We start from the raw sequence: 12,668 nt of genomic DNA, 5'->3' as shown, positions 1-12,668 counted from the left end.
TTCACCATGCCAAACTACACCATTGCCCTACTTGGCAACCCCAACTGCGGCAAAACAACTCTGTTCAATGCCCTGACTGGAGCGAATCAGCAGGTGGGCAACTGGCCGGGAGTCACTGTTGACCGCAAAGAGGGCCGCTATCGCTATAGTGACAAAACGATTACGGTGGTCGATCTGCCCGGTATCTATGCGATTGACTCGGAAGAGGATGGCAGTATTGATGAAGCCATTGCTCGTGACTATCTGCTATCCGGTACTGCCCAGGTTGTGGTTGATATTGTTGATGCGTCGAATCTAGAGCGTAACCTCTATCTCACCACCCAAATTTTGGAAATGGGGGCGCCGTTGGTCATTGCGCTGAATATGGTTGATGTGGCTCAGGATCAGGGTATCCGCATCAATCCTCATCTCTTATCAGAACGTCTGGGTTGTCCGGTGGTGCCGCTGGTGGCTTCCCGCGGACAGGGAGTCGATGAGTTACGGAGCTGTCTGGATGAGTTTTTGGTCGCTCCCCATCGTCCGAAAGCACAGGTCGTGTATCCATCCGTGCTGGAAGAAGCCTTGACGGCGTTGACGCCTGCCTTGGCAACATCCGGTACTCCTACTCTCCGCGATCGCTGGACGGCATTGAAGCTGCTGGAGTATGACGATACCCACGTGCCGGATCTGTCCCATGAGCTGTTGCGTCAAGTGGCTGAACAGCGCCACCGCATTCATCAGGTGTTGGGAGAAGATATTGACATTGCCGTGGCCGATAGCCGCTATGGCTATGCTCATCGTTTGGTCAACGACATTGCTAATCGTCCTCGTGAGGTCAACCTGACCCAGTCGGACAAAATCGACCAAGTGGTGCTAAACCGCTGGCTGGGCATTCCTATTTTCCTGGGCGTGATGTATCTGCTGTTTATGTTCGCCATTAATGTTGGCAGCGCTTTTATTGACTTCTTCGATATCCTCTTCGGCACGATCTTTGTCGATGGCTTTGGCCGACTGCTGGCCGCCATTGGAATGCCGGACATTGTGCAGGTGGTGCTGGCTAATGGCATGGGCGGCGGTATTCAAACCGTGGCGACTTTTATCCCGGTAATTGCCTGTCTCTTCCTGTTTATGGCGTTTTTGGAAGACAGCGGCTACATGGCCCGGGCGGCCTTTGTCATGGATCGCTTTATGCGGTTTGTCGGGCTACCAGGAAAGTCCTTTGTACCGATGCTGGTAGGGTTTGGCTGTAATGTACCTGCGATTATGGCCACCCGGACGCTGGAGAGCAGGCGCGATCGCATTCTCACTATTTTGATGAATCCGTTCATGTCCTGCGGGGCCAGACTGCCGGTATATGCCTTGTTCGCAGCTGCATTCTTCCCCCGCGCTGGGCAGAATGTGGTCTTCCTGCTCTACCTGATTGGCATGGGCATGGCCGTTGTCACCGGACTGATTATGAAGTACACCCTGCTGAAAGGCGAAGCGGCTCCCTTTGTAATGGAGCTACCCACCTATCACCTGCCTACCCTTAAGGGAGTGTTGATTCGAACCTGGGAACGGCTGAAGTCCTTCATTTTGCGAGCGGGGCAGGTGATTGTGATCATGGTGATGGTGCTCAGCTTGCTGAACTCCATTGGTACCGATGGCTCGATTGGCAACGAAGACAGTGAAAATTCCGTCCTCAGTTCCCTCAGTCAGACGGTCACCCCAGTCTTTACGCCAATGGGGATCACCCAGGACAACTGGCCTGCTACGGTCGGTATCTTTACAGGTGTCTTCGCGAAGGAAGCCGTCGTTGGCACGCTCGACTCGCTTTACACTCAGCTGGGCCAAGATGAAGCCCTCGCCGCCGGGGTCAACGTGGACGAAGCAGAATTCGACTTCTTGGGCAACATCGGCGCAGCCTTTGCCACCATTCCGGCTAACCTGGCTGCCCTCACGGGGACACTGCTCGATCCCCTTGGCCTGTCGGTCGGTAACGTGAGTGATCTAGAAACCGCTGCCGCTGAGCAGGAAGTCGCTTACACTACCTTCGGTCAGATGGCCCTCCGCTTTGACGGGCGCGTTGGAGCCTTTGCCTATCTGCTGTTTGTGCTGATGTACTTCCCCTGCGTCGCTGCAATGGGAGCCGTCTACCGCGAAACCAACGCTGGCTGGACTGCCTTTGTTGGCCTCTGGACCACTGCTCTAGCCTACTGGAGCGCCGTCATGTTCTACCAGGTGATGACCTTCACTCACCATCCTGCTAGCTCAGCCGCCTGGGTGATTGGTCTGGTCTTAATTGCGATCGCAACTATTATCGCCATGCGGTATTCCAAACCTGCAAGACAGCGGCGGTTGTTGTTGGGACGGTAGGGAAGAGTGGATGGGTGGATGGGTGCTAGGTACTGGATATTAGGTGTTGGGTTTTAGGTTCTGGGAGCTAAAAAATATCACTGAACAGCACATCTAATGCCCAGCACTTCGTCACTCTAGCCTGGTACCTAATACCTAATACCTAATACCTAGCACCCAATACCCCAAAAACTCACTCCCTCTAAACCTAGTATCCAGAACCCAACACCCACCCATCTACCCATCTACCTATCTACCCATCTACTCATCCGCCCATCCACCCTCCCACCCCCTTTCTCAAAATGCTCCGCAACCTCCAAACCTACATCGCTCACCACGGCACGGTTTCCATTGCTGACCTGTCCTTACACTTTCACGCCGATGGTCAGGCTATTCAACCCATGTTGACTAAGCTGAGCCACAAAGGCCGCATTCGCAAATTGCCCGCCCCTGAGAAGTGTGCAAACTGTACCTGTTGCGACTTGAGTAGTTTGGAGTGCTATGAGTGGATAGGAAAGTGAATGTTGAGTTCCAAGTTGTAAGCTATAGCCGTAGCAATATTGGTGTAGCAACATTGGTTAGGAGATCAGAAAATTCTGAAAACGTTCAAACGTTCAATTATCTACTCAACCTAAATAGCGATAGCCGTAAGAACTCAACCTTCATAACTCACAACTTTATTCATCAAGGAAAACCGATGCTTTCTCAATCCATGACCAATCGCCTCAACAAGCAAATCAATCTGGAGATGTACTCTTCCCATCTGTATCTGCAAATGAGTTCCTGGTGTGCTTACCAGTCTTTGGATGGCTGCGAAGAATTTTTGCGGCTGCATGCTCAGGAAGAAGCGGGACATATGCATCGCTTACTCAGCTACATGCACGAGACTGGGGCATTCGTTGTCCTGGGCGGGATGGATGCACCGCCGACGCAGTTCGACTCACTGCAGGAGCTATTTGAGCGCATTTATGAGCACGAACAGTTCATTACCCGCAACATCAATGAGCTGGTACATTTCGCAAACACTGAGCCTGATTACTCAACACTGCAGTTTTTGCAGTGGTACGTAGCAGAGCAGCACCAGGAGGAGTTTTTGTTTAAGGGCATTCTGGACAAAATTAAGCTAATCGGCACCGAAGGTCAGGGACTGTTTTTGATTGACCAGGAAGTTGGCCGGCTGGCAAAGTCCCCGGCCAAAGAGGCAACATCTATGACGACGCCATCGACAACAGCAACCGTCTAAGTTGACGGGGGGGTACGATAGGCGAACTCAATGATGGAAAATAACCTTATCGTCATACAATGATGCAGTGGGTGTCTTGCCATACACTCACATCCGGACAAGGAGACGACACATTATGTTGAATACACAAAGGCCCATTGGCTTGAGGGCTCATGTAGCGGAGTTGGCCAATAATCCCAATACTAAAGCTCTGGTGATTGGCGTAACGGCGGTGGCCATCACACCAATTGTACTGCCGCTTGTGAAGCCCGCTCTGAAAGCAACAATTAAGTCAGGGGTGACGCTGTACGAAAAAGCAAAGATTGCGATCGCAGAAACGGGTGAAGTGCTAGCCGATGTCGCTGCAGAAGCCCGAGCTGAAGTACATGCAGGCTCTCAAAAGCAAGCGACCTTACCCGCAGCTGCTGCATCGTCTGAGTCTGGCCCCACAGGTTAGACATCAGAAGCGTAATTGAGAAAGGGCATGGGCTGCCGTCGTACCGGTGGCGGGAGCACATGCCCTTTTAAGCTGCTTGGAGGCGAATTAGGCGGCCAGTCTGTCGGATTCAGTATTGGCGACAGACAGTGCAGGTCGAGCTTCGGTATGACCTGCGGACATCTGCTTTTGCTTAACCCAATCCGATAGGCTCATGCCCGGACAATAGGGAGAAGCAGACTGGCTGTGTGCTTTGGACAATAGCTTTGGCCCAAGTAGCAAAGCACCTAGACTAACTAGAGTCAACGGGCCACCTAGATGACCATCTTCCAAAATCTCTTTGAAGTGGAAGGTGATAACTGATTTGTCGAGATGGATTAAAGACATAACATCACCGAGGCAGTAGCAGAACAGCAGGTTAAGCCAAGATTATTTAATGAATAAGATTATCAGTTAATTGATCAATGATTAATCGCTGATTGATAGACTTCGGCAAAGCCTTAAAAATCGTATTGGATCGTCTGGGTAGCAAGAAACCCTTGAATTGTAGCCTTCTATATACTGAAAACTGATTCAGTCATCGTTTAGCTAATTCAATCTGTTGCTTTTCAGCTTAGCAGAAAGCATATTCTTGATGCAATATCCTCGCAATAAGCAATTATATCTAAGTTTTGACTCTTTATTCAATAATGGCGTTGGGCAAAAACTTATGCGTGACCAGGGGTCGCAGGCTGTTGAGTCCGGCTGCGATCGCAGATCCGTTGTGAATAATGGTTGCTACCAGGGGATTCAATCCTGCTGTGGACGCTAGCCCCAGCGCGACTAGGTTGGGCACCACGACCAGCGCAATATTCTGCTCAATCAGATCGCGGGTTTCGCGAGCGATGGCGATGGCTTCCAGCAATTCAAGCAGGTTGTTGTTCATCAGCACCACGTCAGCGGTTTCGCGGGCAATGTCGGCTCCCCGCTCAAAGGACACGGAGACATCCGCGTAGGCCAAGGCGACGGAATCATTGAGGCCATCGCCGACAAAGGCCACGGTGCGACCTGCTCGGTGCAGATCCCGCACGATTTGGGCCTTCTGATCCGGGAACGCTTCAGCATAAACATGTTCAGGCTGAATGCCCAGCTCGTCGGCAACCTGAGCGGCCCGCTGGGGATTGTCCCCCGTCAGCAGATGCAGTTCGAGATTAAACTGTCGCTGCAGCATGTGAACCAGGCGCGTACTTTCAGGCCGCAGGGGATCAGTGAAGCCCAAGGTGCCTGCAAATTGGCCATCACAGGCCACATAGATCTGCGAGAGGATGCTGGCTTTGGGATTTGTCCAACCGTTCCAGTCCACCTGTTGCTGATGCAGGAATCGCTCACTGCCCACCAGAACGGTGTGGCCCTCGATTTGAGCGGTCACACCGAACCCAACGATGTAATCCCAATCGTCACGCGGGAGGAGGGGCAGTCCCTGCTGCTGGGCGTGATTCACGATAGCTTCCGCCACTGGATGGGTGAGCCGCTGTTCTGCTGAGGCGGCCAGTTGCAGCAGTCGTTCGGGTGAAAGGGTGTGAGGCACAGGAGAGACATCTGCGATCGCAATTCGTCCTTCGGTCAGTGTGCCAGTCTTATCAAAGACAATCGTGTCGATTTCGGCGAGCTGCTCCAGAGTCCGACCGCTGCGCACCAGCACCCCGTGGCGAGTCGTGTGGTTCAGCGCCCCTAGAAAAGCAGTGGGGATCGAAACCCGAATACCCGTGACAAAATCCAGCGTCAGGATCGCCGCTGCCCGCGCTGGATCGCGCGTAATGCCTAGGACTAAGGTCGCTAGCAACAGCGATGGCACAATCAAGCGATCGGCAACTTTTTCCGTGTAGTTCGCCATGCGAGTATCGTAAACCGGGGCCTGCTGTAGCAGCCTCAATCCTGCTGCTGCTCGCGTATCATTGCCGACCCGTTCGGCCCGCAGGATGAGCTGTCCCGATCGCACCAGTGTGGACGCAAACACATAGCTGTCAGGCCGCGCCACAATGGGCATTGCCTCTCCGGTCAGCCCCTGCTGATCGACCGTAGCTTCTCCACCCAGCACAGTGCCATCAACCGGGATTTGCTCCCCCGGATGAACGACTACGATATCACCCACCTGCACCTGGTCACTCGGCACCTGCCGCAGTTCGCCGCCTTCTCCCTTCACCCAGGCAAAGTGACCAATCGCATCAGCCAGCGTGGAGGAACGCACCTCTGTCGCGCGAGCTGTCTGTTCTCGAATAGCATCCCCTAGCTCATGCAGCGTAATCACCAGTGCCGGGGTTACCAGCTTGCCCTGCCAAGTACTCAGGCTCAAGGCCAACAAATCAAGACAGTCAATATTTAACCGCCGATCCTGCCAGAGGCTTTGGAAGGCTCGTTGAGCAATCGGGAAAATCGTCGTCGCCAAAGTTGCTGCCGCCAAAGGCCGCAACCACCGCAAACTGGGGAACTGGCTCGCTAAGGCGAGAGCAGACGCTAATCCAGGCAGTTGTAGACCAGCCCACTGGTTATTCTGTGGAGAGGCTATAGGGGCTGTAATTGAACCTTGTGAGGTTTCTGCTTCTGCGATCGCAGAATTATTGCTTGCCACCGATACGGCCTGCTGAACTGCACGGTGTTCCAACTCACCCAGCAGCTCGCCCAGTCTCACCCAAAGCTGATCTGCCAGCGCGGGTTGATACTGAATCACAACTGAACGAGCAGTTCGGTTAATGCGCAGATAAGTGATCCCTGGCGTCGTTTCGAGAGCCGCTTTCAGCCAAATCTCATGCTGATTATTGGCTCCCAGTTCTGGAACTCGTAGACGAACGCGACCGGGGAGTTGGTGGAGGATGATCCAGGTGGGGGAGAGTGGAGGAGTAGATGGGTCGGAGAGTCGGAGAGTGGACATGGGAGTGGAGGGTTTTGAATATTAGGTATTGGGTGTTTCTTGTTCTGCCTGTTCAAGAATCTGCAATAACCTCATCCCCAGTTCAAGTTCTGATAGGTTGGTGCCGTCGTAACGGATGGCGATGGAGCTAGCGGCGCGGTTGATGCGGACGCCGAGGACAATATCTTGGGTCAGCAGCAGCTTTTCGAGGCGTTTGCCGAAAGCGGGTTCAGTTTGCAAGCGAGGAATGCGTAGGCGAATGCGACCGGGGACGGAGTGGACGATGGTGTAGTCTTCTTCGGCAGTTTCTGTTTTGCCGTTTGTGGACGTGGCAGCAAGGGCTGGAGTTGAAGGGGCATACCCCGCCTGCTTTTTAAGCTGCACAATGGCTTGCCGGGTGATAGCTGCGATCGCAATGTTGACCACCAGCGCACTCGCACCCCGTAGTCGTAACTGACTAGTAACGAGTAATCCGGTCAGCACTGGCAAGATAGCCGCAATTTCGCCGTATTCCTCCAACAGATGTCCTAATTGAGAACTATTTTCAGTATTGCTGGCAGATTGAGCCTCGACTGTTGAAGATGTAATCATTCTCGATCCTTTTGGTAGCTGGATGTCTCCAGAACTTCACTATCGATACTAAAACCTCTCGTTGCCAATTAATCTTATCTAAAAATTAATTTTGCGCAGGAAATGGTGGGTTTCCTTCGCCCATCCATTGCAGTCCATTGCAGTGATGGTCTGGACAAAACGGGATCGGCAGTATCGACAAAATTGTGTACAGTGTATTTGGAGCTACAATTAACTATATATCTATTTGGATATTAAGACGCACCTGGGTTCTGCCATGCTAGACGACTTAGCTGCTGCCCTCTCCGAAGCCCTGCAGGATGAATACAAAGCTCGCGCCACCTATCGAGCCATCCTCAATCGGTTTGGGTCTGTTCGACCATTTATAAAGATTTTGGAATCTGAGGAGCGACACATTCAAGCGTTGCTGCCTCTATTTAATCGGTACGGTATTCCGGTGCCGGAGGATAACTGGCCTGCTCAGGTAGAAGTACCAGATTCTCTGGCTCAAGCCTGCGAGGGCGGCGTACAGGCCGAGATCGAGAATGGCGCAATGTATGAGCGGTTGTTGGCGATGACTGCGGCGTATCCGGATGTGCAGCAAGTATTTCGACAGCTCCAGCGAGCCTCCCAGCAGAATCATTTACCCGCCTTTCAGCGATGTGTAGCGCGAGCCGCTCGTCACTACGTGGAATCTGACCTAAGCGGACAGCAGTCTGCGGGTCGATTCCGTTTAAGTCCCTCCGGCTGTGGACAGTTCGGTTCTGAAGATGAAAGCCAGAGTGAAACGCCAGTCAGAACTGGCCGAGAATGGAAACAAGGACGAAGACGCCGCCACCGTCGTGGCAACTATGGTCAATCAAGACAGGGTTAGGTTTCAAACCTGTAAATAGCGTGAGTGATAGGCGCGATGCACCCCACCCACCCACACCATTTACAGATCTAGATCAGCAATCAAGACAGGACTGACACTACCGGGTTTTTGGTAAGTTAAGAATTCCTGCGCATCCAACGCTTGATGATCAGTGGTCAACAAAGGGTGATAGGATACGCTAACCTTATCGGTTCTAGTGGAGATCAGCCACTAGAGGAAACGGGGAAAGTGCAGTGAAAATCTGCCGCTGTCCCGCAGCTGTAAGCCAATTTTAGATTGCTGATTTTAGATTTTAGATTGAGCCATTAGCCTCTATTCCAAAATCCAAAATCCAAAATCCAAAGTTGTGTAAGTCAGAATGCCCGCCGATAAATGGTTGATGCTCTATCCCATCTGCGAGGTACGGATGATGACTGCTTTAGTATTATTTGGGTCGCGATTCTGTTGTTTTAGGAGCGTCGTTACAAAGCTCCAAAGGCAGGAATGGGGCTAGCCGACTGTGCTGCTGCCCTAACCATTGGTTTTGAGTCTTGGTGAGCCAGTTGTTTTGCAGGAAGCTCGCCTGATTTGCACTGATCATGTTTGTGCTAACCGCAATGTACGCATAATGTGCGATATCGCAGCCCATAGTTACAACACTTATGAGGTCAGTGCTGAGGACTGAGTGAAATACAATTCGCTGTCCTAACTCTGCTGCAATCAGTTGATCTCACTGCTGAATGTAAATACGAACGAAGAACCCAGTCTGCTGGTTGGTTAATTCAAATATTAGGAGCTATTTCATGCACAAAATACCTGTTACCGTTGTCACTGGTTTCTTGGGATCTGGTAAAACCACCCTGGTTAGGCACCTGCTGCAAAATAATCAGGGTCGGCGTATTGCTGTATTAGTGAATGAATTTGGTGAAGTTGGCATTGATGGCGAAATTCTGAAAACGTGCCAGGTGTGCGACGACGATGAGAACTCTACCGCTGAGCCAAACACCAATATCTTAGAGCTAGCTAATGGCTGTCTTTGCTGCACCGTTCAGGAAGAGTTTTTGCCCACGATGCAAGAACTGCTGAAGCGACGGGATGAAATTGATTGCATTGTGATTGAAACTTCGGGTCTAGCGCTCCCTAAACCTTTAATTCAGGCCTTTCGCTGGCCTGAAATTCGAACTGGAGCAACGGTAGACGGGGTGGTCACGGTTGTCGATGGCGATGCCCTCGCTCAGGGACAAGTTGTGGGAGATCTGGAAGCGCTGGAAGCTCAGCGGCAGACGGATGACAGTTTAGAGCATGAAACCCCAATTGAAGAACTCTTTGAGGATCAATTGGCCTGTGCCGACATGGTGCTCCTGAGCAAAACGGATAGGATGACCAGGGAAAGTTGCGATCGCATCCAGCAGTGGCTACAGCAACAGATTCCCGCCGGGATTAAAGTTGTCCCCTGCAATCACGGTGAAATTAGCCCAGACATCCTGCTCGGCTTCAATGCTGCGGTGGAAGACAACCTCGACAGTCGCCCCAGCCACCACGATACCGAGGAAGACCACGAGCACGATGACGATATCAACTCCATCTACGTGGAACTAGAGCAAGCCTTTGATCCAGAGCGGCTTATCGATCGCCTGCAAGCCTTGGTACAGCAGCAGGAAATTTATCGCATTAAAGGCTTTGTCGCGGTTCCAGGTAAAGCTATGCGGCTGGTGCTGCAGGGGGTCGGACAGAGATTTGATAAGTTTTACGACCGCCCTTGGCAACCGGCTGAATCCCGCAAGACCCAATTGGTCTTTATCGGTCATGCCTTAGATGCAGACAAGATTAATACCGCGATCGCAGCCCAAATCGCAGCCTGATTGGTAGGTGCATTCCTATCCAATCTGTTTCTTATCTAATCTATTTATCTGATCTGTGAGGTGTTTACGAATATGAGGAACACTCGAAGGGGATTGCAGGTTGCGGCTCTGGTGGGGCTTAGTGCTTACCTAGTTATCGCTCCTGCCGCACCGGCCCAGGCCATGCACATTATGGAAGGCTTTTTGCCCGTGCAGTGGGCCGTGTTTTGGTGGATTATATCCCTGCCGTTTTTTATTTTGGGGTTGCGATCGCTGATCCGAATCGCTGGCGAACATCCCGAGCTAAAACTACTGCTGGCCTTGGCTGGAGCCTTTAGCTTTGTCCTGTCAGCTCTGAAGATTCCCTCGGTTACTGGCAGTTGTTCTCATCCAACTGGCACAGGGCTAGGAGCCGTCTTATTCGGCCCGTCCGTTATGACGGTGCTGGGCAGTCTGGTGCTCATTTTTCAGGCCGTTCTGTTAGCTCACGGTGGCTTAACGACGCTAGGAGCCAATGTGTTTTCAATGGCGATTGTGGGGCCGTGGGTAGCCTACGGCGTTTATCGCCTCTTTGCCAACAGCGGTAAGCAGAAAGTTGGCATCTTCCTATCTGCTGCCCTGGGCGACCTCGTTACGTATCTTGTGACCTCTATCCAGCTTGCCCTGGCCTTTCCCGCCGCCAGCGGTGGCTTCCTCGCTGCCTTCCTGAAATTTGCAAGCATCTTTGCTCTCACCCAGATTCCTCTCGCGATCAGTGAAGGTCTGCTGACCGTACTAGTCTGGAACTGGCTCCAATCCTACGCAGTGGTAGAGCTACAGACGTTGAAAGCCCTGAAGGTAGGGGCTTAGGGAGTAGGGAAGGGGGACTAGGTACAGGGTTTTAGGTGCTAGGTATTAGGTATTAGGTAAAACGTTTACCCCTAAAAACCTGAAACCTGAAACCTGAAACCCCAACTCCCTCATTTCTCCCCTATCTACCCATCTACTTCCCAAAACCTATGAACAATCAAAAACAAGGTAACTGGTTAATTGTCTTCGTGGTTGTCGCTCTAGCCGTCTTGCCCCTCATCTTTGTTAAAGGCGAATATGGTGGTGCGGATGGCGAAGCGGAGGAAGCGATCGCAGAAATTCAGCCCGACTATGAGCCCTGGTTTGGCGGCGTATTTGAGCCGCCTAGCGGGGAAATTGAAAGTTTGCTGTTTGTGTCACAGGCGGCCATTGGTGCGGGCGTGATTGGGTATGTGATTGGCTTGTATCGGGGGCGGACTGAGCGCCATCAGTCTCGCGAAAAAGAATGAACACTATATCCCTGTCACTCGGGAGTAGGTCACCTTCTACAGAGAAAAACATCTCTGAGGTGAGAGCCTGCCGTTGAGGTAAGCACAACGATGCGCTAAAACCTGCGGCACCCGCTCAGCGTTCCAGGCAGCGCCAGGGATCTTCGTGCGTTGGTTAATTTGCTTCACCCAGGACTCAACATCCCCCGAGCCAATCGGCCACCCTTCTTCTTGGTAGTAACGATAATTGGGGATGCGGTCACGATGCCGCTCTAGATAGCCACAGAAGCGACGTGCTGCTTCCGACTCGCTCACCTCAAACACATTCATAGCAGCGTCTACTTGTCCCTGCCAAAGAAAGCTGCGAGCGGTTTCGAGTGCTTCTGGAGTGGCTTGGACTTGATGCAAATTTTCCATCAGGTGAAACCAATCGAGGATTTCGTGACGTTGGTGGTCGTTGCCAATCTGGGCATAGATGCCCCAAACCCCATCATGACCATCGCCCAGGCAGTCCACTATCGGGGCTAAGGGGAGGTCATTTGCCCACTCAATCAGGTGTTCGTTGTCTTTGAACCAGGCCATGCCCTGATGCTGCTCACCCAAATTCAAGGCTTTATATTCGCGCCACTCAGCCGCTTCCCCCAGCGGCGTGCGCAAGCGAATCATGCCGCCATCCAGGCTCATTTGCTCAACCGGGACCTCACTCGTGGGCAGCTCGAAGTCATGGCGCGCCTCCAACCGCTGCTGCGTTTTCGCACTCACCCGTCGTCCCGTTTGCACCTCTACTTCAATCGCCGCTTGGGCATAAGAAACAATTGCGCTTTGGCGCAGACAGCACAGCTCTAAATAAGGGCTGACCTGTTGTCGGGGACGGACACCGAGTTGTTTGGCCTGTTCACTACTGAGGGATAACCGGCCCAGAATGCTCTCTAGTTGGCGGGGATATCCTTCGTCGGTGCCGGTAACGGTTTGGCAAAAAACTCCCCAATGACTGGCGTGACGTGTTCTTGCACTTGAGCGCGCACCGTTGATTCGATGGCTCCCAAATTTGCCATCGGCTGGTTTTGCTCACAGGCTTCCTGGTACAGTAGTTCCGCGATGCGTTGACTGCACTGTAAGAGTTCTTGGTGTTCCGCTGGCGTCATTAGAGCACCCTCAAAATATCGCTACAGTCTTACTCTAATTTTTCTCTCAAGAAAGTGACCTGCTCCCGTTCAACTAAGGGCGCTATCTTTTCTTGACTAAGTTCCCCTGATATAGACCTGATGC

12 protein-coding genes and 1 riboswitch are annotated in these 12,668 nt (G+C 52.3%); of the genes, 8 read left to right on the top strand and 4 right to left on the bottom strand.

Annotated features, from left to right (window positions below):
* Nucleotides 1-6: 6 nt before the first annotated feature.
* The 4 genes from feoB to AC286M_RS21100 all read left to right on the top strand — a co-directional run bounded on the left by feoB (nt 7) and on the right by AC286M_RS21100 (nt 3,992).
* Entirely contained in the window at nt 7-2,334 is a 2,328-nt protein-coding gene (gene feoB, locus AC286M_RS21115) for a Fe(2+) transporter permease subunit FeoB (protein ID WP_488206272.1), read from the top strand.
* Nucleotides 2,335-2,615: 281 nt separating this feature from the next.
* Nucleotides 2,616-2,834 (top strand): FeoC-like transcriptional regulator, encoded by a 219-nt coding sequence (locus AC286M_RS21110; protein WP_488206271.1) that lies wholly within the window; start codon nt 2,616-2,618, stop codon nt 2,832-2,834.
* A gap of 176 nt (nt 2,835-3,010) precedes the next feature.
* Nucleotides 3,011-3,556, top strand: a complete 546-nt coding sequence (gene ftnA, locus AC286M_RS21105) for a non-heme ferritin (RefSeq protein WP_488206270.1) — start codon at nt 3,011-3,013, stop codon at nt 3,554-3,556.
* Between the two features lie 115 nt (nt 3,557-3,671).
* Nucleotides 3,672-3,992, top strand: coding sequence for a DUF5132 domain-containing protein (locus AC286M_RS21100; protein WP_488206269.1), 321 nt, complete (start codon nt 3,672-3,674; stop codon nt 3,990-3,992).
* Between the two features lie 87 nt (nt 3,993-4,079).
* Here AC286M_RS21100 and AC286M_RS21095 read toward each other — a convergent pair whose 3' ends face one another.
* From AC286M_RS21095 to AC286M_RS21085, 3 genes are all read right to left on the bottom strand, one after another.
* The gene (locus tag AC286M_RS21095; RefSeq protein WP_488206268.1) at nt 4,080-4,358 is read right to left on the bottom strand and encodes a hypothetical protein; all 279 of its coding nucleotides are present in this window, start codon (nt 4,356-4,358) and stop codon (nt 4,080-4,082) included.
* Nucleotides 4,359-4,650: 292 nt separating this feature from the next.
* Entirely contained in the window at nt 4,651-6,879 is a 2,229-nt protein-coding gene (locus tag AC286M_RS21090; protein ID WP_488206267.1) for a heavy metal translocating P-type ATPase, read from the bottom strand.
* Nucleotides 6,880-6,900: 21 nt separating this feature from the next.
* Nucleotides 6,901-7,449 (bottom strand): HMA2 domain-containing protein, encoded by a 549-nt coding sequence (locus tag AC286M_RS21085; protein WP_488206266.1) that lies wholly within the window; start codon nt 7,447-7,449, stop codon nt 6,901-6,903.
* Nucleotides 7,450-7,675: 226 nt separating this feature from the next.
* Here AC286M_RS21085 and AC286M_RS21080 point away from each other — a divergent pair, with 226 nt between their 5' ends.
* The 4 genes from AC286M_RS21080 to AC286M_RS21065 all read left to right on the top strand — a co-directional run bounded on the left by AC286M_RS21080 (nt 7,676) and on the right by AC286M_RS21065 (nt 11,420).
* Nucleotides 7,676-8,302 (top strand): ferritin-like domain-containing protein, encoded by a 627-nt coding sequence (locus AC286M_RS21080; protein ID WP_488206265.1) that lies wholly within the window; start codon nt 7,676-7,678, stop codon nt 8,300-8,302.
* Between the two features lie 173 nt (nt 8,303-8,475).
* Nucleotides 8,476-8,686, top strand: a riboswitch (cobalamin riboswitch).
* A 398-nt stretch (nt 8,687-9,084) separates the two neighbouring features.
* The gene (gene cobW, locus AC286M_RS21075) at nt 9,085-10,143 is read left to right on the top strand and encodes a cobalamin biosynthesis protein CobW (RefSeq protein WP_488206264.1); all 1,059 of its coding nucleotides are present in this window, start codon (nt 9,085-9,087) and stop codon (nt 10,141-10,143) included.
* Nucleotides 10,144-10,215: 72 nt separating this feature from the next.
* Complete coding sequence (locus tag AC286M_RS21070) at nt 10,216-10,971, top strand: energy-coupling factor ABC transporter permease (protein WP_488206263.1); 756 nt, start codon at nt 10,216-10,218, stop codon at nt 10,969-10,971.
* Nucleotides 10,972-11,120: 149 nt separating this feature from the next.
* Entirely contained in the window at nt 11,121-11,420 is a 300-nt protein-coding gene (locus AC286M_RS21065; protein ID WP_488206262.1) for an energy-coupling factor ABC transporter substrate-binding protein, read from the top strand.
* A 36-nt stretch (nt 11,421-11,456) separates the two neighbouring features.
* Here the strand turns inward: AC286M_RS21065 and AC286M_RS21060 are convergent.
* Nucleotides 11,457-12,544 (bottom strand): ISKra4 family transposase gene (locus AC286M_RS21060; RefSeq protein WP_488202786.1). Its coding sequence is split into 2 segments (ribosomal slippage): nt 11,457-12,373 and nt 12,373-12,544, totalling 1,089 coding nucleotides; the frame shifts between segments, so codons are not numbered across the junction.
* Nucleotides 12,545-12,668 lie beyond the last annotated feature (124 nt).

It is taken from the genome of Thainema salinarum CENA647 (genome assembly GCF_057732415.1).
The sequence above is the reverse complement of the archived record's forward strand: the minus strand, read 5'-3'. Positions and strand labels throughout refer to the sequence as shown.